At 63.7% G+C, this 20828-nt stretch carries 21 protein-coding genes; 8 read left to right on the top strand and 13 right to left on the bottom strand.

All coding sequences use genetic code 11. The features are described 5' to 3' along the window. Nucleotides 1-50: 50 nt before the first annotated feature. From pyk to tkt, 4 genes are all read right to left on the bottom strand, one after another. Complete coding sequence (gene pyk / locus CKO35_RS06555; RefSeq protein WP_200173829.1) at nt 51-1493, bottom strand: pyruvate kinase; 1443 nt, start codon at nt 1491-1493, stop codon at nt 51-53. A 52-nt stretch (nt 1494-1545) separates the two neighbouring features. Further along, a complete protein-coding gene (locus tag CKO35_RS06550) occupies nt 1546-2724 on the bottom strand; it encodes a phosphoglycerate kinase (RefSeq protein WP_200173827.1) in 1179 nt (392 codons plus the stop codon). A gap of 164 nt (nt 2725-2888) precedes the next feature. Continuing rightward, nucleotides 2889-3893: a type I glyceraldehyde-3-phosphate dehydrogenase gene (gene gap, locus CKO35_RS06545; protein ID WP_200173825.1), complete on the bottom strand. Its 1005-nt coding sequence runs from the start codon at nt 3891-3893 to the stop codon at nt 2889-2891. A gap of 51 nt (nt 3894-3944) precedes the next feature. Next, nucleotides 3945-5942, bottom strand: coding sequence for a transketolase (gene tkt, locus CKO35_RS06540; RefSeq protein ID WP_200173817.1), 1998 nt, complete (start codon nt 5940-5942; stop codon nt 3945-3947). A gap of 479 nt (nt 5943-6421) precedes the next feature. Here tkt and metK point away from each other — a divergent pair, with 479 nt between their 5' ends. The 6 genes from metK to CKO35_RS06510 all read left to right on the top strand — a co-directional run bounded on the left by metK (nt 6422) and on the right by CKO35_RS06510 (nt 12059). After that, nucleotides 6422-7594 (top strand): methionine adenosyltransferase, encoded by a 1173-nt coding sequence (gene metK / locus CKO35_RS06535; protein ID WP_200173815.1) that lies wholly within the window; start codon nt 6422-6424, stop codon nt 7592-7594. A 301-nt stretch (nt 7595-7895) separates the two neighbouring features. After that, entirely contained in the window at nt 7896-8369 is a 474-nt protein-coding gene (locus CKO35_RS06530; RefSeq protein WP_200173814.1) for an alpha/beta fold hydrolase, read from the top strand. A 27-nt stretch (nt 8370-8396) separates the two neighbouring features. Next, entirely contained in the window at nt 8397-8984 is a 588-nt protein-coding gene (mnmM, locus tag CKO35_RS06525) for a tRNA 5-(aminomethyl)-2-thiouridylate-methyltransferase MnmM (protein ID WP_200173812.1), read from the top strand. Nucleotides 8985-9003: 19 nt separating this feature from the next. Further along, nucleotides 9004-10287 (top strand): NRAMP family divalent metal transporter, encoded by a 1284-nt coding sequence (locus CKO35_RS06520; protein ID WP_200173810.1) that lies wholly within the window; start codon nt 9004-9006, stop codon nt 10285-10287. A 33-nt stretch (nt 10288-10320) separates the two neighbouring features. Further along, nucleotides 10321-10701 (top strand): acyl-CoA thioesterase, encoded by a 381-nt coding sequence (locus CKO35_RS06515; RefSeq protein ID WP_200173808.1) that lies wholly within the window; start codon nt 10321-10323, stop codon nt 10699-10701. An 89-nt stretch (nt 10702-10790) separates the two neighbouring features. After that, nucleotides 10791-12059 (top strand): alginate export family protein, encoded by a 1269-nt coding sequence (locus tag CKO35_RS06510; protein WP_200173806.1) that lies wholly within the window; start codon nt 10791-10793, stop codon nt 12057-12059. Nucleotides 12060-12124: 65 nt separating this feature from the next. Here CKO35_RS06510 and CKO35_RS06505 read toward each other — a convergent pair whose 3' ends face one another. The 4 genes from CKO35_RS06505 to CKO35_RS06490 form a co-directional block, all read right to left on the bottom strand. Beyond that, nucleotides 12125-13048 (bottom strand): recombination-associated protein RdgC, encoded by a 924-nt coding sequence (locus tag CKO35_RS06505; protein WP_200173804.1) that lies wholly within the window; start codon nt 13046-13048, stop codon nt 12125-12127. A gap of 242 nt (nt 13049-13290) precedes the next feature. After that, nucleotides 13291-14010 carry a GAF domain-containing protein gene (locus CKO35_RS06500; RefSeq protein WP_200173802.1) on the bottom strand — a complete coding sequence of 240 codons (720 nt, stop codon included), beginning with the start codon at nt 14008-14010 and terminating at the stop codon, nt 13291-13293. A 29-nt stretch (nt 14011-14039) separates the two neighbouring features. Then, nucleotides 14040-14738, bottom strand: a complete 699-nt coding sequence (locus tag CKO35_RS06495; RefSeq protein ID WP_200173800.1) for a sensor histidine kinase — start codon at nt 14736-14738, stop codon at nt 14040-14042. 23 nt (nt 14739-14761) lie between these two features. Further along, the gene (locus CKO35_RS06490) at nt 14762-15982 is read right to left on the bottom strand and encodes a response regulator (protein WP_200173798.1); all 1221 of its coding nucleotides are present in this window, start codon (nt 15980-15982) and stop codon (nt 14762-14764) included. Nucleotides 15983-16257: 275 nt separating this feature from the next. On the opposite strand from CKO35_RS06490, the gene CKO35_RS06485 reads away from it, so the two are divergent. Next, complete coding sequence (locus CKO35_RS06485; RefSeq protein WP_200173796.1) at nt 16258-16731, top strand: NapC/NirT family cytochrome c; 474 nt, start codon at nt 16258-16260, stop codon at nt 16729-16731. A gap of 42 nt (nt 16732-16773) precedes the next feature. Here the strand turns inward: CKO35_RS06485 and ccmD are convergent, their stop codons facing one another. Genes ccmD through CKO35_RS06460 form a run of 5 tightly spaced genes read right to left on the bottom strand, consistent with a single transcriptional unit; the run spans nt 16774 to nt 20039 of the window. Then, nucleotides 16774-16959 (bottom strand): heme exporter protein CcmD, encoded by a 186-nt coding sequence (gene ccmD, locus CKO35_RS06480; protein ID WP_200173794.1) that lies wholly within the window; start codon nt 16957-16959, stop codon nt 16774-16776. Continuing rightward, nucleotides 16956-17705, bottom strand: coding sequence for a heme ABC transporter permease CcmC (gene ccmC / locus CKO35_RS06475; protein ID WP_200173793.1), 750 nt, complete (start codon nt 17703-17705; stop codon nt 16956-16958). The genes ccmD and ccmC overlap by 4 nt, the downstream gene beginning before the upstream one ends. 12 nt (nt 17706-17717) lie before the next feature. Then, nucleotides 17718-18395: a heme exporter protein CcmB gene (gene ccmB, locus CKO35_RS06470; RefSeq protein WP_200173786.1), complete on the bottom strand. Its 678-nt coding sequence runs from the start codon at nt 18393-18395 to the stop codon at nt 17718-17720. After that, nucleotides 18392-19048, bottom strand: coding sequence for a cytochrome c biogenesis heme-transporting ATPase CcmA (ccmA, locus tag CKO35_RS06465; protein WP_200173784.1), 657 nt, complete (start codon nt 19046-19048; stop codon nt 18392-18394). Before ccmA ends, ccmB begins: the two co-directional genes overlap by 4 nt. Nucleotides 19049-19103: 55 nt before the next feature. After that, nucleotides 19104-20039: a chemotaxis protein gene (locus CKO35_RS06460; RefSeq protein ID WP_200173782.1), complete on the bottom strand. Its 936-nt coding sequence runs from the start codon at nt 20037-20039 to the stop codon at nt 19104-19106. A 331-nt stretch (nt 20040-20370) separates the two neighbouring features. Here CKO35_RS06460 and ccmE point away from each other — a divergent pair, with 331 nt between their 5' ends. Beyond that, entirely contained in the window at nt 20371-20826 is a 456-nt protein-coding gene (ccmE, locus tag CKO35_RS06455) for a cytochrome c maturation protein CcmE (RefSeq protein ID WP_200173780.1), read from the top strand. The last annotated feature ends 2 nt before the right edge of the window (nt 20827-20828 follow it).

Raw genomic sequence — 20828 nt, 5'->3', positions numbered from 1 at the left:
GCTATGCGGTTCGGTATCGTTGTCGTTATGGGTTCGAGAATCAAGGGCGCCTATGGGGCAAAGTCCTGCAATGCACCCACCTGGACGATCTTCATGGCGTTGGTCCCGCCCATGACGCCGGTGAGATCCCCCTTGGTGATGATGACCAGGTCGCCGTCCCTGACAATGCCGGCCTCCTGCAGCATGGCCACCACCTGACGGTTGTTGGCCGCATGACTGGTATTGTCGCTCTCGAACAGGACCGGATAGACCCCCCGGTACAACGCCATCCGACGACAGGTGCACTGATGACGGGTCATGGCGAAGATGGGGATACCGGAACTGATGCGGGACATCCACAGGGCCGTGGAGCCGGATTCGGTCATGGCGGCGATGGCGCGCACATCCAGATGGTTGGCGGTGTACATGGTAGCCATGGCAATGGCCTCGTCCACCCGTTCAAAGTAGCTGTCCATGCGGTGGGTGGATACCCGGGCACTGCGCTGGCGCTCCGCCGCTTCGCAGATCCGCCCCATGGCCTCCACCGCCTTGTGGGGATAGTTGCCGGTGGCCGTTTCCCCGGAGAGCATGACCGCGTCAGTGCCGTCCAGTACCGCATTGGCCACGTCGAACACCTCGGCCCGGGTGGGGATGGGATTCTGGATCATGGATTCCATCATCTGGGTGGCGGTGATCACCACCCGGTTGCGGGTGCGGGCCTGCTGGATCAGGCGCTTTTGCACCCCCGGCAGCTCCGCGTCCCCGATCTCCACCCCCAGGTCGCCACGGGCGATCATGATCACGTCGGTGGCGGTGAGGATCTCATCGATGGCGTCCACCGCCTCGGCCCGTTCGATCTTGGCGCAGATCCCTCCCTGCCCGCCGGCCTCCCTCAACAGTTCCCGGGCGCGGTTGACGTCGGCGGCGCTGCGGGGGAAGGAAATGGCAAGAAAATCCACGTCCAGCTCGGCGGCCAGGCGGATATCCTCCCGGTCCTTGTCGGTGATGGCGGGGGCGGACAGGCCGCCCCCCTGGCGGTTGATGCCCTTGTTGTTGGACAGGGTGCCGCCCACGGCCACACGGGTATGGATCCGCGGCCCCTCCACCCGTTCCACCGTCAGCACCAGGCGACCATCATCCAGCAGCAGGCTGTCGCCGGGGCTGACGTCGCCGGGCAGTTCCTTGTAGGTGATGCCCACCCGCTCCCGGGTGCCGGCATTGGGGGCCAGGTCCGCGTCCAGGACGAAGTCATCGCCCTCCTTCAGTTCCACGCTGCCCGAGGCAAAGCGGGCGGTGCGGATCTTAGGACCCTGCAGGTCCCCCAGCACGGCGACGATGCGTGAGGCTTCCCGGGCGGTCTCCCGCAACAGGGCCACCCGCTTGCGGTGATCGTCCGGATCGCCGTGGGAAAAGTTGATGCGCACCACATCCACGCCGGCCTTCACCAGCGCGCGCATGGCGGACGGGCTGTCCGTGGCCGGTCCCAGGGTTGCTACGATTTTGGTTCTACGCATGTCGGGCCTTGTCCTTGCTCGGTAGGTACCGAAGGTGGTGGGTGATGACCGCTCAGCCCCTGGCCCGGGCCTCCAGCATGGCCACGGCGGGCAGGGTCTTGCCTTCCAGGAACTCCAGGAAGGCACCACCGCCGGTGGAGATGTAGGAAATGCGATCGGCCAGGCCGTACTTGTCGATGGCGGCCAGGGTATCGCCACCGCCGGCGATGGAGAAGGCGTCGCTGGCGGCAATGGCCTCACCCATGGCCTGGGTGCCGGCGGCAAACTGGTCGAACTCGAACACGCCCACGGGGCCGTTCCAGACGATGGTGCCGGCCTTCTTCAGCAGTTCGGCGTAACCGGCGGCGGTGTCCGGCCCCACGTCGAAGATCATGTCGTCATCGGCCACGTCGCTCACCTTGCATGTGGTGGCCGGGGTGGATTCGGAGAACGCCTTGCCCACGGTGACGTCGGTGGGAACGGGAATGTCGCCGCCCTTGGCCCGCGCCGCTTCCATCAGGCGCTTTGCCTCGGGGATCAGGTCGTTTTCACACAGGGATTTGCCCACCCCGTGACCCTGGGCGGCAATGAAGGTGTTGGCGATGCCACCGCCGACGATGAGCTGATCCACCACCTTGGACAGGGATTCGAGCACGGTCAGCTTGGTGGAAACCTTGGAACCGCCGACGATGGCCACCAGCGGGCGCTTCGGATTGTCCAGGGCCTTGCCCAGGGCTTCCAGTTCCGCCGCCAGCAGGGGGCCGGCACAAGCCACCGGGGCGAACTTGCCGGCACCGTGGGTGGAGGCCTGGGCCCGGTGGGCGGTGCCGAAGGCGTCCATCACGTAGATGTCGCAGAGGGCGGCGTATTGCTTCGACAGGGCTTCGTCGTCCTTCTTCTCACCTTTGTTGAAACGGACGTTTTCCAGCAGCACCACTTCGCCCTCGGCCACCTCCACCCCGTTCAGGTAATCCCGTACCAGGCGCACTTCCTTGCCCAGCAGACCGGAGAGATGGGCGGCCACCGGTGCCAGGGAGTCGGCCTCGCTGAACACACCCTCCTCCGGGCGGCCCAGGTGGGACATGAGCATGACCCGGGCGCCGGCCTTCATGGCGTGCTCGATGGTGGGCAGGCTGGCGCGGATGCGGGCATCCGAGGTCACCTTGCCGTCCTTCACGGGGACATTGAGATCCTCGCGGATCAGCACCCGTTTACCCTTCAGGTCCAGATCGGTCATCTTGATGACGGACATGCGCAACTCCTTGGATGGTTTTCGGATATTTGTTCTGGGGTCTTGCAAAGTGTTCTGGCAAACCGGGGCTTGCCGGAAGACTCTGGGTTGTTTTCTCTCCTTTCTTCCCCAGATGGAGAAGGAAACGGCCCCCCCTCTCCCCAAGGAGAGGGGGGGCCGACCGGTTACAGGCCGCCCACGTGCCGCGCCAGGCGCAGCATGTTGCAGGTGTAGCCATACTCGTTGTCGTACCAGGCCACCACCTTGACGAAGGTCTCATCCAGCTGGATGCCGGCTTCGGCGTCGAAGATGGACGGCAGGTTCACGCCGCGGAAATCGGTGGCCACCACCTTCTCGTCGGTGTAACCCAGCACACCCTGCAGGTCACCGCTGGTGGCGGCGGACTTCATGGTCTGGCAGATGGTCTCATAGGAAGCACCCTTTTCCAGTTCCACGGTCAGGTCCACCACGGAGACGTCGGAGGTGGGTACGCGGAAGGCCATGCCGGTGAGCTTGCCGTTCAGTGCGGGCAGCACCTTGCCCACGGCCTTGGCGGCACCGGTGGAGGACGGGATGATGTTCTCCAGGATGCCACGACCACCGCGCCAGTCCTTCTGGGAGGGACCGTCCACGGTCTTCTGGGTGGCGGTGGCGGCGTGCACGGTGCTCATCAGGCCGCGCTTGATGCCGAAATTGTCGTTGAGCACCTTGGCCACCGGCGCCAGGGCGTTGGTGGTGCAGGAGGCGGCGGAGATGATGGCCTGACCGGTGTATTCCTTGTGGTTCACGCCGTACACGAACATGGGAGTGGCGTCCTTGGAGGGGGCGCTCTGGATGACCTTCCGGGCACCGGCATCGATGTGCTTCTGGCAGGTTTCCTCGGTGAGGAAGAAGCCGGTGGACTCGATCACCAGTTCGGCACCCGCCTCGTTCCACTTGAGGTTGGCGGGGTCGCGCTCGGCGGTCAGGCGGATCTTCTTGCCGTTGACCACCATGTGGTTACCTTCCACGGAGACTTCGCCGTCGAAACGGCCGTGGACGGAGTCATAGCGCAGCATGTAGGCCAGGTATTCCGGATCCAGCAGATCGTTGATGGCCACCACTTCCAGTTCCGGGAATTCCTTGGAAATGGCCCGGAAGGCCATGCGGCCGATGCGGCCGAAACCGTTGATACCGACTTTGATTGTCATCGTTTGTTGTCTCCAGCTTTTGCTTTGAAAAATTCAATGTTGGGCGGCCACTCAGCCCAGCACGGCCTCCACCGCACTGACCACATTGTCCGCCGTGAAGCCGAAATGTTTCATCAACTCGCCGCCGGGGGCGGATTCGCCGAAGCGATCCATGCCCACCACGCGACCATCCAGACCCACATACTTGAGCCAGCCGACGGTCACGCCGGCCTCCACGGCCACGCGGGCGCGCACGGCGCCGGGCAGCACGGACTCCCGGTAGTCGGCATCCTGGGCATCGAACACTTCCTGGCAGGGCATGGACACCACCCGGACACGCTTGCCCTTGGCCTCCATCGTCTTGGCCGCCTCCATGGCAATCCCCACCTCCGAGCCGGTGGCCAGGATAATGGCATCCGGCTGGCCGCCGGCATCATGCAGCACATAGCCGCCCCGGGCGATATCGGCCAACTGGGCCTGGGTGCGGGCCTGGTGGGGCAGGTTCTGGCGGGACAGGCTCAGCAGACTGGGACCGTCGGCGCGCTCGATGCCCGCCTTCCAGGCCACGGCGGTCTCCACCGCATCGCAGGGACGCCAGACATGCATGTTGGGAATCAGCCGCAGGCTGGTGACCTGCTCCACCGGCTGGTGGGTGGGGCCGTCTTCGCCCAGACCGATGGAATCATGGGTCATCACGTAGATCACCCGCTGCTTCATGAGGGCAGACATGCGCAGGCCGTTACGGGCATAGTCGCTGAAGATCAGGAAGGTGCCGCCGTAAGGGATGAAGCCGCCGTGCAGGGCGATCCCGTTCATGATGGCGGCCATGCCGAACTCCCGCACCCCGTAGAACAGGTAGTTGCCGTCGCCGTCCTCCTTGCTGATGCCCTTGGAGCCCTTCCACAGGGTGAGGTTGGAACCGGCCAGGTCGGCGGAGCCGCCCAGCAGTTCCGGCAGGGCCGGGGCATAGCCGCCGATGGCGTTCTGGGAAGCCTTGCGGCTGGCGATGGTCTCGGCCTTGGCCACGGTCTCCTCAACGAAGGCCTGGGCCTTCTGCGCCCAGTCGGCGGGCAGCTCACCGCCCATGCGGCGGGTGAATTCGGCGGCCAGTTCGGGGTGGGCCTTGGCATATTCGGCAAAGCGGGCCTGCCAGGCGCTTTCGGCTTGGGTGCCCTTGTCACGGGCATTCCAGCCGGCCCGGATCTCGTCCGGGATCACGAAGGGTTCATGGGGCCAGCCGAGGGTCTCGCGCACCAGCGCGATCTCGTCCTGGCCCAAGGGCGCGCCATGGCACTCTTCCTTGCCCTGCTTGTTGGGAGAACCCCAGCCGATGATGGTCTTGCAGCAGATCAGGGTGGGACGGTCCTTCACTGCCCGGGCCTGCTCGATGGCCTGCTTCACCGCCTCGGCATCGTGACCATCCACCCCCGGCACCACATGCCAGCCGTAGGCCTCGAAACGCTTGGGGGTATCGTCGGTGAACCAGCCTTCCACCTCGCCGTCGATGGAGATGCCGTTGTCGTCGTAGAAGGCCACCAGCTTGCCCAGACCCAGGGTGCCGGCCAGGGAGCAGGCCTCGTGGGAGATGCCTTCCATCAGGCAGCCGTCGCCCAGAAAGGCATAGGTGTAATGATCCACCACCTCATGGCCGGGGCGGTTGAAATGGGCTGCCAGGGCCTTTTCGGCGATGGCCATGCCCACCGCATTGGTGATGCCCTGCCCCAGGGGACCGGTGGTGGTCTCGACACCGGGGGTGTAGCCGTATTCAGGATGGCCGGGGGTACGGGAATGGAACTGCCGGAACTGCTTGAGTTCGTCGATGGGCAGGTCGTAGCCACTCAGATGCAGGAGGGAATACACCAGCATGGAACCATGGCCATTGGACATCACGAAGCGGTCACGGTCCGCCCACTGGGGATTGGCCGGATTGTGCTTGAGATAGTCGTTCCAGAGCACTTCGGCGATGTCGGCCATGCCCATGGGCGCACCGGGATGACCGGAGTTGGCCTTCTGGACCGCGTCCATGGAAAGCGCACGAATAGCGTTGGCTAGCTCTTTGCGGGAAGGCATGCAGATCTCCTGACAAGGGTGGAAATAATGGTCTTCATGGTCTGCCGCATTGACACCGTTTGGCGGTGTTCTGGTTATTCGCATGACTCGGAAAAACGCGGCACACCTCAAAACTGGTCGCTGAAAAAGTGTTCCGGGACAGCAGGTTGAATCAGGCACGAGCATATCACCCGGTCATGGATACCACATGGAATATGCATTGACCACGGCGTTATCGGCCTGCATTTTCCCTGACAGGGGGGCTTGTCGCAAGCCCGAGCGAAACAGGGGGCCTTTTGCTGCACCGCCTCATAAGGCATTCAGATACAACGATAAATCAGATAAGGAAAGACACAATATATAAATTAAGGGATTGCTCAAACAGGCTTGACGCGCCACAAGCGTCCCATTCAGGGTAAAATCCGGCGCGGATCACCATCATCAATCCGAGGGTGGGCCGCCAGGCGGGCACCCGAGAGCCGGAGGAGTAGCTAAAAAGTATGAAAGATTCCCATCTGTTTACTTCCGAATCCGTGTCCGAGGGCCACCCGGACAAGATGGCCGACCAGATCTCCGATGCCATCGTGGACGCCATTCTGGCGCAAGACCCCCACGCCCGCATCGCCTGTGAAACCCTGGTGAAGACCGGCATGGTGGTACTGGCCGGCGAGATCACCACCCCGGTGCATGTGGATTACGAGAATCTGGTTCGCGACGTGGTCAACGACATCGGCTACGACAACTGCGACACCGGCTTCGACGGTCACACCTGCGCTGTCATCAACGCCCTGGGCAAGCAGTCCCCCGATATCGCCCAGGGGGTGGATCGCGACGTGAGCAACCGCCTGGAACAGGGCGCCGGCGACCAGGGCCTGATGTTCGGCTATGCCAGCAACGAAACCGGCGCACTGATGCCCGCCCCCATCCACTACGCCCACGAACTGGTGCGCCGTCAGGCCCACGTGCGCAAATCCGGTGAACTGGCCTGGCTGCGCCCCGACGCCAAGAGCCAGGTCACCTTCCGCTATGAAGGCGGCAAACCGGTGGGCATCGACGCCGTGGTACTGTCCACCCAGCACGCCCCGGAAATCGACCAGAAGGCCCTGCGCGAAGCGGTGATGGACTGCATCATCAAGCCGGTGCTGCCCGCCGAATGGCTGGCCACCTGCCGTGACGAGAACATCCACATCAACCCCACCGGCAAGTTCGTCATCGGCGGCCCCGTGGGCGACTGCGGCCTGACCGGGCGCAAGATCATCGTCGATACCTACGGCGGCATGGCCCGTCACGGCGGCGGTGCCTTCTCCGGCAAGGACCCCTCCAAGGTGGACCGCTCCGCCGCCTATGCCGGCCGCTACGTGGCCAAGAACATCGTCGCCGCGGGCCTGGCGGAACGCTGCGAGATCCAGGTCTCCTACGCCATCGGCGTGGCCCGCCCCACCTCCATCAGCGTCGACACCTTCGGCACCGGCAAGATTTCCAACCAGCAGATCGTCGACCTGGTGCGCGAGCATTTCGACCTGCGCCCCTGGGGCATCATCAGCATGCTGGACCTGCTGCGTCCCATCTACCGGCAGACAGCGGCCTACGGTCACTTCGGCCGTGAAGACGTGGACCTGCCCTGGGAACGCACCGACAAGGCGGATGCCCTCAAGGCCGCGGCCGGTCTCTGATCAGGCTCCCATGCCACCGGCGTTTCTCCGTCCGGAGGAACGCCGGTCCTTCCCGAGGGCATCAGGCCGCCCGAACACTGCACTGCGGCGGGTTATTTCAAGACCTGATTTTCACCGGCTTGCAGGATGCACTAGCATATCGCTCATATCCTCAGCCCGCAGACAACCTCGTGGCCCGTAAACGCAACCAAAAGACACATTTCTCCATGGGCGCCCATGCAATCCAGGGGGATGACGAACAGACCGCCAGACACCTCAAGGCCCTGCTTTGCACGCATGCCCCCTGCATGGTCTCGCCCCGATGAAGATCCTGTTTCTCCACGGCTGGCAGTCCAGGCCCGGAGGCCTTAAACCGTCATACCTGCTATCACAAGGCCACGAGGTCATTAACCCGTTGCTGGACGACGACGACTTCGAGGCCGCCGTCGGCACGGCGCAATCCGCCCTGGAGACCCATCGCCCGGAGGTCATCGTCGGCTCCTCCCGTGGCGGTGCCGTGGCCATGGCCCTGGACAGCCAGCGAATTCCACTGGTGCTGCTCTGCCCTGCCTGGCGGCTCTGGGGCTCCGCCGACCGGGTCAAGGCGGGAACGGTCATCCTCCATTCTCCGACGGATGAAGTCATTCCCTTTGCCGACTCCCGATTCCTGGTGGACAACAGCCGGCCCGCACCCGTCACCCTGATCACGGTGGGTCCGGATCATCGCCTGGCGGACCCCGAATCACTGCAGGCCATGCTACGGGCCTGTGAAGAAACCACCTTTTTCCTCCCTTGATCGCAACTCAGCAGAAGGATCTGAAGCATGCATCGCAACCTCAAGCCCCTCACGCGTATCGCCCATGAACAGCTTTCCGGGCTACTGCAGCCGGGCGATCTGGCAGTGGACGCCACCGCCGGCAACGGACATGACACCCTGTTCCTGGCCCGGACGGTGGGTGAGGCCGGCCATGTCTGGGCCTTTGACATCCAGACCGCCGCGCTGGACGCCACCCGCAAACGCCTGGATGAGGCCGGCGTGGCGGATCGGGCCACCCTGATCCAGGACGGACATCAGCACCTGGACCGACACCTGCCCGACCATGCTCGGGGCCGGATCAGGGCAGTGACCTTCAACCTGGGCTATCTGCCCGGCGGGGATCATGGCATCATCACCCGCCCGGAAACGAGTCTGGCCGCCCTGGAAGCGGCCCGGGCCGTGCTGGGTCCGGACGGTGTCATCAGCCTGATGATCTATCGGGGCCATTCAGGCGGACTGGAAGAATTCGAAGCCATCCGCACCTGGCTGAAACAGGCCCATCCGGAACTGCACTGCCTCCCCCATCAACCCGCCGGAGATGACGGCCCGGTTCTGGTCCTGCTGGGTAACAGCCTGCCCTGCCCGGATTGCTGATTTATTGAGATCCCCCCTGATGAATGAACTTCGCGTCAGCACCCTGCGCCATGCCATCGGCCCCGGCCTGCTCATGGCCGGCGCGGCCATCGGTGTCTCCCACCTGGTACAGTCCACCCGTGCTGGCGCCGAATTCGGCCTGTTGCTGCTGCCGGTGGTGCTGCTGGCCTGTCTGCTCAAATACCCCTTCATCGAATTCGGCCCCCGCTACGCCGCCGCCACCGGAGAGAACCTGCTGGTGGGCTACCGCCGGCTGGGGCGCTGGGCCCTGGGCCTGTTCGCCCTGGTCACCCTGGGGACCATGTTCATCATCCAGGCCGTGGTCACCGTGGTCACGGCGGGCCTGTTCGGCCTGGTGTTCGGGCTGGATGCCTCCCCGGCCACCCTGTCGGCGTGGATCATGGGGGCCTGTCTGCTGCTCCTGGCCATCGGCAATTACCGGGGGGTGGATCTGGGCATGAAACTCATCATGGCCGCCCTGACCCTCTCCACCCTGGCCACCGTGACGCTGGCCTTTGGCGGGGAACCGGACTGGTCCCGGCTGGCCGACTGGCAGAACGCGGGACTGATCTGGAGCGCGGCCGGTTTTGCCTTCCTGCTGGCCCTGCTGGGATGGATGCCCATCCCCCTGGACGTGGCCGCCTGGCATTCCCTCTGGACCCTGGAACGGGCCAGGGAGACCCGGACCCGACCCAGTCTGCGTCATGCACTGACGGATTTTCGCATCGGCTATGTCGCCGCCACCCTGATGGCCGCGGCATTCCTGCTGCTGGGCGCCCTGACCATGCACGCCAGCGGCATGAGCTTTGCCAATTCCGCGGTGGGCTTTTCCGCCCAGCTGGTGGACCTCTATGCGGGCACCCTGGGTGAATGGAGCCGACCCATCATCGCCGTGGCGGCGCTGACCGCCATGTTCAGCACCACCCTGGCGGTGACGGATGCCTATCCCCGGGTCATCACCGCCCTGTTCGCCGCCGCCCGGGCCGGCGACCGGGGCCGCACTCTCGGTCCCGAGGAGCACCGGCGCGGACCTTACCTGCTGGCCCTGATCACCGTGCTGGGCGGCGCCCTGGTCATGATCTACTTTGCCGGGGCACGTTTTACCCAGTTCATTGACTTTGCCACCACCGTTTCCTTCCTCTCGGCCCCCATCCTGGCCTGGCTCACCCTGCGGGTGGTCACCCACGAGCACGTCCCGGTTTCCGCCCAGCCGGGCCGGGGCCTGCTGGCCCTGGCCTGGGCGGGGCTGATCTTTCTGCTGGGCTTTTCCCTGGTCTGGCTGGGATGGCGCCTGCTGGGTTGAGGCCTGCCCGTCGGATCCCACAAGGAGTGACCCTTGGATACCTTTAAACTGGTAAGACCCGAACACCTGAACCACTACGGCTATCTCTTCGGCGGCTTCCTGCTCAAGTGGGTGGATGAAATCGCCTGGATCGCCGCCAGCCGCGACCATCCCGGCTGCCGCTTCGTCACCGTGGCCATGAACGGAGTGGAGTTTCACCGCGGCGTGCATCAGGGCACGGTGCTGCGCTTCAACTCCCGCGAGCACAAACGGGGCAACACCTCGGTGCAGTATGCCGTCAGCGTCTTCTGTGATGATCTGGAAAGCGGCAAGGAGGAACCCATCTTTTCCACCTGCATCACCTTTGTGCGCCTGGACAACGAGGGCAACAAGATCCCGCTGCCACCCGCCGATGAAGTGGTGAAGCAAGGGTGATTTTTTCAGGACATCCACCGGCAAAGACGGGATAATCCTCCTTTTCCAGGGGTTAAACCGTCATACACAAAAACCTGTCAGGGGGAGTCATGCTGAAAAAGACGACACTATCGGCCGGTGCACTGGCACTGCTCATGGGGATGGGCAGTGCGCAGGCCGGATGGGACTGGGGTGGGGACTTGCGGGTCCGGGTCACCGACCTGGACAGCATTCCCACTGCGGCCGGCTTCCAGTACGACCTGCTCTTCAATCGTACCCGCACCCGCCTCTGGGCCGGTTACCAGCTCAATCAGGACATCGCCTTCCGCGGGCGGCTGATGAACGAATTCCGCATCTACGAGCGGGAACAGAATGATGATCAGAAATTCCTCAGCGAAGTGGTACCCGACCTGCTGTACATGGATTTCAACAACCTGGCAGGCGGTCTGCTGGATCTGCGCATCGGCCGCCAGGAGCTGATCTACGGCACCGGCAACATCATCCTCAACGGCACGCCCCTGGATGGTTCCCGCTCCCTGTTCTTCAATGCCGTCAAGGCCGGCCTGACGGTGAACGAAGGCCATACGCTGGACCTGCTGGCAATCTACAACTCGAAGCAGGACCCACTCACCATCAACAGCAAGTCAGGCCTGAGATTGATCGAACACAATGAGCGTGCCCTGGGCTTCTACGGCAAGAACAGCCAGTCCGAAGCCATGCCGTTCGAGTACTACTGGATCTACAAGGAAGAACTGGGCTCCGGCATGGCGGTCGGCGGCAGATCCGATGCGGATTTCCATACCCTGGGCGCCCGCCTCATGCCCCGGAGCGGCCCGATCTCGGCCAGCCTGGAGCTGGCGGCTCAGGACGGCAGCCATGGCGATGCCAACCTCAAGGGTCGGCTGCTGGATGCCTCGGTGACCCTGCGACCGGCAATCTGGGGCCAGACTCGCCCGGCCTTCACCGCTGGTTATTACTACCTGTCCGGCAATGAGGCAGGCACCGGCGACAACGAGGCCTGGTATCCGGTGTTCTCCCGCTGGCCCCAGTTCAGCGAGCTGTATGTCTACTCCTATGTGGGCACCCAGTTCAGCATCGCCGGCTGGAGCAACCTCAAGGCCCCCTTCATCGGCCTGGACCTGAACCCGTCCGGTAACACCTCCCTGAAGCTGCGCGCCCACCGGCTGTACGCGGACGAGAAGGACGGCAGCGGTGACGGCGACCACCGGGGGGATCTGTTCACCGCCGTGCTGGGCATCAACCTGAGCCCCAGCCTCCGGGCCCACCTGTGGGCAGAGTATCTGGATACGGGAGACTACTACCCGTCCGGGACTTCCGACGCCCACTTCCTGCGGGCCAACGTGGAGTACACGTTCTAACCATCGGAAAGCCTGCCGGCACCCCATTCGCCGGCAGGCTGCCCCCCATTGGGTACGCTACCCCATCACCAGGGCACTTCGGCGCTGTCCGAGCCGGAGAGCCCGAACAGTCCATCCAGACGCGCCAGCAACCCTCGCATCTCGTGGATCAGCAGGGTGAACTCGGCATCGAACCGGGCGGCCGGGTCATCGGCCTCCAGCACGCCGCTGTCCTCGATCAGCTCATCGGTCAGGCGCAGACGCTTGAGGGACAGATCCTCCGCCAGCACCAGACTCAGGCGCTGTTCCCACTCCAGGGCCAGCTGGGTCACCTGTTTGCCGGCCTGCAAATGGGTGGCGATCTCGTCACCGGCCAGGTCCTGGCCACGACAACGCACCACCGACTGCTTGTCCTTGGGATCCCTGAGTTCACAGGCATCGCCCAACTCGAAGCCCTGCTCGCCGCGACCTTCGGAAACCCAGCGGGTCATCAGGGTCGGCGGCGGCACCGAGGGACGCAGCAGACTGGCGGGCAATGTGCCCAGGGTCTCCCGCAGCAGGCTCACCAGATCCTCGGCCATGCGCTCGCTGGCGGCATCCACCACCACCCAGTGGGCCACCGTGTCCACGTAGGCCAGGATGCGTCGTGAGCGGGTGAAGGACTGGGGCAACAGTTCGGCCGTCACCGCTTCCTTGAGCTGACGGCGTTCCGCGCGCCCCACCGTGCGACCCTCGGCGGTCTCGATGTCCGAGACCCGCTCTTCCAGCACCTCCGCCACCACCGACGAGGGCAGCAGGCGTTCCTGGCGCTTGGCGCAGATCAGCAGGCAACCGGCGGCCTCATGGACCAGGGCCTGTGTCTCGCCGCCCAAGGGCTCGGACCAGCCCATGGTGGACAGTGTCAGGGGGCCGCAAGGCTGGAAACGGCGAGTGGAGAGCTGCTGCTCCAGGGCCATGGCATCCTGGCCCAGGGCATCCTGGAGACGGAACAGGCGGGCATTCTTGAACATGAAGATTCCTGTGGCGACAAAAGGGGGGATTGTACTCTCTGCGGGACTGGCGGGGGGCTTCCCCCCTTCGCGGCCAAGGGCCGCTCCCACGGAGGAGACACACAGGCCATGTCCACAAGGGAAGCAGCGAATCACACCCCAGCCGTCACTCCCGCGAAAGCGGGAGTCCGGAATGCCCGACCCACAGCCGGATTCCCGCTTGCGCTGGAATGACTCGCCCGGGAACGCCCCGAGGGCGGGGGTCAGCGATGGCTCAAGGCGTCGTGAACCTGGGTCAGGATCTCGGTGGCCACCATCAGAATGTGGTCCCGGGCAAAACCAGCCTGGATCATCTCGTCATAAAGGGTATGCGCCATGAGGCGCGCGACCCGGGCCGGATCCTGGGTAATGGCGCCATTCGTGCGCTGGGCCTCCCGCGCCAGGGCGAGTTGCATGAAATTGGTCTTGAGCAACCCCTTGAGGCGATGGATCTGTACCGATTTGGAAACCACCAGCGCCAGGATGGTGGCCAGACGCAGGTCCATCAGGCCCAGACGGGGCCGATCCAGGGGGCTGTCCACATTGATCACCCCGATCACCCGCGCTTCCAGACGGAGAGGAACGGAAATCACATCCACCGTGCCGGGTTCGTCACGCCGGGCCAGACCGGCATAGACGGAGCGGTGCAGATCCAGGATCAACAGGGGCTCGCCGGTACCGGCCACCTGGCCGGCAATTCCCGATCCCAGCGGCTGACGATGCCCCTTCACCTCCGCCGGCAGGTCCCCGGAATGGGCCTCCACCCGCAAGTGGGGCTCGGACCCGTGGTTCTCTTCAGACACCAGCATGATGGAACAATGCCGGCAGGCCATGGCATGGGCCACCAGCGTGGTGAGCTTTTCCAACCCGGATTCCAGCGAACGGGTGGACTCCACGAAGCTGGCCAGTTCCGTCAACTTGTTGATGAAATCGTCATCAGACATTGTATGTCGACTCCAGGGGCCGGGCCTGATCAGGCGGGTAAAAGCCTGGGAAGATGCAGGGTGAAGCAACCGCCCGGCAGCACCCCACCATTGGAGAGTTCGACAAATCCTTTATGCCTCTCATCGCCGTGCATGTTGGCCACCAGGGCACAGAAATAGAGACCCAGACCCGTGCGCCCCTGTTGAGGATCAAACCCCGCGCCCTCCTGAAAGGACTGCCGTCCCAGCATTTCCGCCGGAAACCCGGGACCATCATCGGCCACCTGCAACAACAGCCAGTCACCGGACTGCCGGGCGGACATGCACATCCTCCGACGAGTGTAGCGCACGGTGTTGTTGACCACATTCTCCAGCAGGCAGTTGACCAGATAGCGGTCCACCACCCACGCCAGATCGGGATCGCAGATCATGTGGCATTCCACCCCGCGGTAATCCATCAGGACCTTGTTGTTGAGCCAGTATTCCTCCAGCAGATCATAGATCTGGACCGGCATGAAATTGGGCCGATAGAGGCCCTTGAGGCTGCGGTAAAGGGCAAGAAGCTGAATGAGGGTGTCGTTGACACGTCGGGCCTCGTAGCGCAACAGGGCAAGACGTTCCTGTTCGATCGATGGTCGACGCATCTCGGTTTCAAGCAACTCGTCCAGCGTACCCAGAAGCAGGTTCAGGGAGTTTTTCATGTCGTGGATGCTGATGGCCAGCACCGTACTGAAATCCAGTTTGCTCAAGTCGCCTCCTTGGTTGCCATTCTTCAGTCCTGAAACTGCTGGCGCATCACTTCCGCCCGCGTCACCTCCCCCAGACGTCGCAGGATATCCACAAGGGCCTGGCGCACTTCCGCGGGAGGTATCGACCTGAGCATGAGTCCATCCAGTGCATCAAGGGCCGGCTCCTTGTCGTCTTGTACATGAACAGCCATGCGCAGACGGCCCGCCATGGCCCACCATCGCAACAGGGGATCCGAGGCGGCCACCTCATCCATCTCCTCCAGCACCCCGGCCGCCCTGGCCAGCTCCCCCATCTCCAGCCATGAGCAGGCGAGATTGAAGCAATCTTCGGCCCGGGCCTCTGCCGTGGGCCTGCCCAGTTCAACCACCTGCTGCCAGGCAGAACAGGCCAGCGCCCATTCCCGCATCTGCATGGCTATCCATCCCAGGCGCCGCTGCCGCAACACTGAACGCCAGGAACGGCCAACCGCCCCCTGCAGCACTTCCAGCGCGTCCCGGGATCGTCCCTGCAGTTCGAGAACCGCCGCCAGATGATCATGGGCCGGCATGTATTGCGGAGCCACCACGATCGCCTGTCGCAGGAACCCCTCGGCCCGGGGCAGTTCGCGCCGTTTCGTGGCAATTTGCCCGAGGGCTGTAAAGGCCCATGCCACCGGGTGTTCCCTGATGACGGCCTCGCAGACCTCCTCGGCAAGCTCCAGCGCCCCGCTGTCCAGGGCAAGCTCGGCCTTCAAGCGAAGAATATCCGTGCGTTCCCCACGCCCCGTTTCCAGCATGGTATCCAGCAACATCAATGCCTGGCGGGTATCGCCCTGCCTGAGCGCCTGGGCGACAGGAATCATCGGTGAACGCCGCTTCAGGCCCTTGAGCACGCGGGAGTTGAGCAGTTCCTTGGTGATGGGTTTTGCCAGGTAGGCATCAGGGCCGCTTTCAAGGGCACCCATGACCATTTCCGCAGAATTTTCCGCCGTCACCATGATGAACACGGTGGAGACATCCACCCACCCCTCACGACGGGCCATGTCCAGTATGTGCCGGCCATGCATCCCTTCTCCCAGGTTGTAGTCGCACAGGACGATGTCGTAATGCCGGGAACGCAACAGCTCCAGCGCCTCTTCGGCGGTGCCGGCCACATCGGGTTTACGCTTCACCCCCAGGGACTCCAGCATCTGCGAGAGTTGCGCCCGCATGTTCTGGAAGTCGTCAATGATCAATACCACCTTGCGTTCCAGGGTCGTGTCCATGGCATTCCGGAGTGAGGTTGGGCCGATGATCAATGATACGTCTCAAGGATTGACACTATCATGGAGTCCAATGAATCAGGTAACCAGAGGCCCGGCCATGTGAAGCATAAGATGGGCTTTTACAGCGCTGGATCAATATCTGCCCACCCCTCGGGCGCATGATTTTGCTACATTGCATGGGTGATCTTAGTACATGGGGGAGGCGCGGAAATGATCACCGCCGCCAACCGGATCCCCCCTCCACTCAAAAGACGCACGAGCGGGAGCAACCGGCAATGGGCAGATTATGGGTCGTTTTGGTCATCATCATGCTATTCCTGGGCCTGATCGCGGCTGGAGTGGGCGGGCACCACGTCTCCACCCAGAACGACTTCTGCATCACCTGTCATGCCTATGAAAAGGTCTCCTGGGACCATGGCAGCCATCCCCAGGTGGACTGCCTGACCTGCCACACCAAGGGCTTCGTCACCGACAAGATCCAGGGCGCGCGCAAGGTCTACCTGATGTTCAGTGGCCAGGTGAATCCTCACCATGACGCCCCTTCGCAGACCCATCCGGAAAAGATCTCGGAAAACTGCAGTGCCTGCCACCTGAGTGACTACATCCGGGAAAACGACCCGGATTTCTTCCAGGAGCACACCGAGATCATGGCGGGGGGGCGCTTCACCTGCCTGACCTGTCACGGCGACAAGGGCCATGATCCGGCCCTGCAGGCCCTGCGCTTCAAGGCTCCCCGCTACACCCAGTGACACCGGGCACGGCGGGCGGGAACGGTCCCCGCCCGCCTCGGCTCAGACATCCGGTGATGTCGCTCCGTCACCTTCCCGGTTGAGTCGCGCCAGACGCGCCAGACGCCGGTTCATCGCCTTGCGGCGCTGCCGGAGCAGCACCATCTCGACCACCATTGCCAGCAGGGCCACCCCAAAGGAACCCCACACATAGGGGGCATGCCCCCCCATGGCAAGAAACTCGATCATGCCTTCTCTCCCATGCGTTCCAGCACCCAGGCAGCCCGTCGCTCACGCTCCAGCAGCTCCAACCGCGCCCGCCACAACACCACCGCGATGGCATACATCCAGCAGGCAAAGGTCATGACCAGCAGGGCGGCGAACATCACCGTCTCCATGGTCGGCGCACTGGTCACGGTGACCGAGGCACCCTGGTGCAGGGTATTCCACCAGACCACCGAGAAATAGATGATCGGCACGTTCACCACCCCCGCCAGGGCCAGGATGGCACTGGCGTTGGCCGCCCGCTGACGGTCCTCGATGGCCGCGTGCAGGGCCATGTAGCCCAGATAGAGGAACAGTAGGATCAACTGTGAGGTCAGGCGGGCGTCCCAGACCCAGTAGGTGCCCCAGGTGGGCTTGCCCCACAGGGCCCCCGACCACAGGCACAGAAAGGCGAACATCGCGCCGGTGGGGGCGATGGCCTTGGCCATCACCTCGGCGGTCTTCACCCGCCAGATCAGGCCGATGGCCGCGTATACCGCCATCAGCACGTAGAGGAACATGGACATCCAGGCCGTGGGCACATGGATGAACATGATCCGGTAGCTGTTGCCCTGCTGATAATCCGGCGGCGCCAGGATGAAACCGATATAGAGACCCACCACGAACAGGATGGCCGCCAACCCACCGAACCAGGGGGCCAGGCGCCCGGCCAGGTCGTAGAAATTGGGTGGCGATGCGAACTTGAACCACTGCACGCGCTGTTCAGCCACGTTATTCCTCCGTCAATCCAGCATGATTCTCAGCGCCGCGGCAATGGCCCAGGGCGCCAGCAACAAGGTCAGTATCAGCAGGGCGGCCATCAGGGACAGATGGGCCTGGGCACTGGATCCGTACATGACCGCATCCACCGCCCCGGCGCCCAGCACCAGGGCGGGTACGTACAGGGGCAGGATCAGCAGTGAAATCAGGACACCGCCGCCCCTCAACCCCAGGGTCAGGGCCGCGCCGATGGCGCCCACCAGACTGAGGATGGGCGTCCCCAGCAGCAGCGCCGCCATCAGGGTGAGGATTTCCGTGCCGTCCAGGCCAAGCTGCATGCCCAGTAACGGGGAGATCAGCACCAGGGGCAGGCCGGTGATCAGCCAGTGGGCCAGGATCTTGCTGCCCACCAGCAGGCTCAGGGGCTGGGGCGCCAGCAGGATCTGTTCCAGGGAGCCGTCGCGAAAATCGTCGGAAAACAGCCGTTCCAGGGACAGCATGGTGGCCAGCAGGGCCGACACCCACAGCACACCGGGCGCCATGCTGCGCAGCAGCTGGGGGTCCGGGCCGACGCCGAGGGGAAACAGGGACACCACGACGACGAAGAACCCCAGCACCACCAGGGCATCCTGGCGCCGCCGCAGGGCCAGGATGAGGTCGCGCCGGAGCAGGGTGATCAGGGCGGTTGCCAGGCCGTTCATGCCGCTTTCCCCAGGGTAAGGGTACGCTGCCGACCCTTGATGGGCACGGCCTGGTGGGTGGTCAGGATGATCATGCCGTTGGCGGCCAGATGGGCTTCCAGGGCCGAACGCAGCACCTCAATGACCTGCACGTCCAGGGCTGCAAAGGGTTCGTCCAGGATCCACAGCGGACGGCGCACCAGCAACAGGCGCGCCAGGGCCACCCGGCGCTTCTGACCCTGTGAGAGGAACTTCACCGGCAGATCCTCATGCCCGCCAAGGCCCATGCGTCCGAGCACTTCCCAGGCCTCGTCCCGTCCCACCCTGCGCCCCTGCAGCGCCGACTGGATGCGCAGGTTCTCCTCGCCGGACAGCTCGTCCTTGAGGGCGTTGGTGTGTCCAAGGTAGGCCAGGTGGGCCGCGGGGCCATCCTCCAGATGCTGCACGGGTACGCTGTCCCAGCAGATACGACCTTCCAGGGGGCGGGACAGTCCGCACAGGATGCGCAGCAGGGTGGTCTTGCCGGCACCGTTGCGGCCGGCCACCTGCAACAACTCCCCTCCCGCCAGGGAAAAACCCAGCCCCTGGATCAACAGGCGTTCGCCTCGTTCGGCGACGAGGCCTTCCACATCCAGCCGATGGGCCGGAAAGACGACATGGGCAGCATGACTCATGGACGGCACGGGTTGTTCGGCGAACCGGTGATGGTACACGCCCCCCTTCGGGCTGTCAGCTTTCCGCGGGGGCGGCGCCGATCTGCTCCAGACGCTCGCGGACAGCCTGGGCCAGGTCATCCGGATGGTACTTCTGAATGAACTTGTTGGCGCCGGTGCGCCGCACCATATCCACATTGAAGACGCCGCTGATGGAGGAATGCAGCAGGATATAGAGGTCCCTGAGCCTGGGATCCTGGCGAATGCGGGTGGTGAGCTGATAGCCATCCATCTCGGGCATCTCGATATCGGAAACCACCATGGTGAAATGCCGGGCCACATCCACCCCCTCCGCCTGCAGGCGGAGGATCAGATCCATGGCATGCTTGCCGTCGTTGACCAGGGTGCACTGAACCCCCAGTTGCTCCAGCGAGGCACGGATCTGGTTACGGGCCACGCTGGAATCATCCACCACCAGCACCTTGCATGCTTCGGCATGGACCGATTCAGTCAGGGCGGGGGAAACCTCGGTGCTGGCATGCACCACCTGATCCAGCACCTTCTCCACATCCAGGATCTCGACGATCTGGTCATTCACCAGGGTCACGGCGGTCACGTAGGCATTGCGGCCGGTACTGCGCGGCGGAGGCTGCACCTTGTCCCACTGGGTATTGATGATGCGCTCCACCCGTCGGATCAGGAACCCATGCACCGAACGGTTATATTCGGTGATGATGATGTTGCCCTTTTCCGGTTCCTTGAGTGCCGGCCCGCCGATGGCCAGGGACAGATCCATGATGGGCATGGTGATGCCGCGCAAGGTGGCGATCCCCTTGACCAGCGGGTGGGCTCCCGCAAGCCGGGACATGGGCTGATAGTGGATGACTTCCTGAACCTTGAAGACGTTGATCCCGTAAAGCTGGCGCCCCTCCAACTGAAAAAGCAGCAATTCAAGGCGGGTGCCGGCAACCCGATTCGATTCCAGGGACGAACCCCAGTGCTGATCAGCCATGAGCAGACTCCCGATCATCTGAACTTGCCTCACATGGTATGACAATCCGGGCTGCAATGGGTCTGAATCACCGACCACCGGAGGGAAAACGTTGATTCCATGGTTTGACTCAAATCAACTCCCGTTCACGGCTCTAGAACCGTTACAAAGTGGCAGTGTCATTAGAAGAGCCCATTTCTGCCCACTGCCTGCCCTCTTGAGCGCGGTTGCGGCCCCACCCGCATCGGTGATATCAATGGCCCGCTATCTGGCAGGCTGGCGAACCTCACAACGACGCTGGCGGCATCTTGGGCACAGGCTCCAATGGCAAGACCTTCAGCAGGAGAGTGTGATGACACCTCGACAGAAGAGACGGATGGCCGGCGCGGCGCTGGTGGTTCTGGCGGTATCCGGGGCATCCGCCCTGGCCCTGAGCGCCTTCCGGGAAAATCTCATGTATTTCTACGGGCCCACTCAACTGGCGGAAGGTGAGGCCCCCGGTGAGCGCATCATCCGCCTGGGCGGTCTGGTGGAAAATGGCTCCATCCGTCACGCCGAGGAGGGCCTGACGGTCTTCTTCAGCGTCACCGACACCAAGAACAGTATCCCGGTGGAATACGTGGGTCTGCTCCCAGACCTCTTCCGCGAAGGCCAGGGGGTGGTTACCCATGGCCGCATGGGGCCCGACGGCGTGTTCCGCGCCGAACGGGTGCTGGCCCGCCATGACGAGAACTACATGGCGCCGGAAGTGGCCGCGGCCCTGAAGGCGGCGGGCTACGAAGAACATCCCGGCAAAAAGGCTTACTGAGT

Source organism: Ectothiorhodospira shaposhnikovii, assembly GCF_016584105.1.
Lineage (GTDB): Bacteria > Pseudomonadota > Gammaproteobacteria > Ectothiorhodospirales > Ectothiorhodospiraceae > Ectothiorhodospira > Ectothiorhodospira shaposhnikovii.
The sequence above is the reverse complement of the archived record's forward strand: the minus strand, read 5'-3'. Positions and strand labels throughout refer to the sequence as shown.

What these genes read in the sequence shown, in the direction of transcription:
- ccmD (WP_200173794.1), bottom strand. Translation starts at nt 16,959, where the DNA reads ATGATCGAGTTTCTTGCCATGGGGGGGCATGCCCCCTATGTGTGGGGT.
- ccmE (WP_200173780.1), top strand. Translation starts at nt 20,371, where the DNA reads ATGACACCTCGACAGAAGAGACGGATGGCCGGCGCGGCGCTGGTGGTT.
- tkt (WP_200173817.1), bottom strand. Translation starts at nt 5,942, where the DNA reads ATGCCTTCCCGCAAAGAGCTAGCCAACGCTATTCGTGCGCTTTCCATG.
- CKO35_RS06520 (WP_200173810.1), top strand. Translation starts at nt 9,004, where the DNA reads ATGAATGAACTTCGCGTCAGCACCCTGCGCCATGCCATCGGCCCCGGC.
- ccmA (WP_200173784.1), bottom strand. Translation starts at nt 19,048, where the DNA reads ATGAGTCATGCTGCCCATGTCGTCTTTCCGGCCCATCGGCTGGATGTG.
- metK (WP_200173815.1), top strand. Translation starts at nt 6,422, where the DNA reads ATGAAAGATTCCCATCTGTTTACTTCCGAATCCGTGTCCGAGGGCCAC.
- ccmB (WP_200173786.1), bottom strand. Translation starts at nt 18,395, where the DNA reads ATGAACGGCCTGGCAACCGCCCTGATCACCCTGCTCCGGCGCGACCTC.
- CKO35_RS06510 (WP_200173806.1), top strand. Translation starts at nt 10,791, where the DNA reads ATGCTGAAAAAGACGACACTATCGGCCGGTGCACTGGCACTGCTCATG.
- CKO35_RS06490 (WP_200173798.1), bottom strand. Translation starts at nt 15,982, where the DNA reads ATGGACACGACCCTGGAACGCAAGGTGGTATTGATCATTGACGACTTC.
- CKO35_RS06460 (WP_200173782.1), bottom strand. Translation starts at nt 20,039, where the DNA reads ATGGCTGATCAGCACTGGGGTTCGTCCCTGGAATCGAATCGGGTTGCC.
- gap (WP_200173825.1), bottom strand. Translation starts at nt 3,893, where the DNA reads ATGACAATCAAAGTCGGTATCAACGGTTTCGGCCGCATCGGCCGCATG.
- CKO35_RS06530 (WP_200173814.1), top strand. Translation starts at nt 7,896, where the DNA reads ATGAAGATCCTGTTTCTCCACGGCTGGCAGTCCAGGCCCGGAGGCCTT.
- CKO35_RS06485 (WP_200173796.1), top strand. Translation starts at nt 16,258, where the DNA reads ATGGGCAGATTATGGGTCGTTTTGGTCATCATCATGCTATTCCTGGGC.
- CKO35_RS06500 (WP_200173802.1), bottom strand. Translation starts at nt 14,010, where the DNA reads ATGTCTGATGACGATTTCATCAACAAGTTGACGGAACTGGCCAGCTTC.
- mnmM (WP_200173812.1), top strand. Translation starts at nt 8,397, where the DNA reads ATGCATCGCAACCTCAAGCCCCTCACGCGTATCGCCCATGAACAGCTT.
- pyk (WP_200173829.1), bottom strand. Translation starts at nt 1,493, where the DNA reads ATGCGTAGAACCAAAATCGTAGCAACCCTGGGACCGGCCACGGACAGC.
- CKO35_RS06505 (WP_200173804.1), bottom strand. Translation starts at nt 13,048, where the DNA reads ATGTTCAAGAATGCCCGCCTGTTCCGTCTCCAGGATGCCCTGGGCCAG.
- CKO35_RS06550 (WP_200173827.1), bottom strand. Translation starts at nt 2,724, where the DNA reads ATGTCCGTCATCAAGATGACCGATCTGGACCTGAAGGGTAAACGGGTG.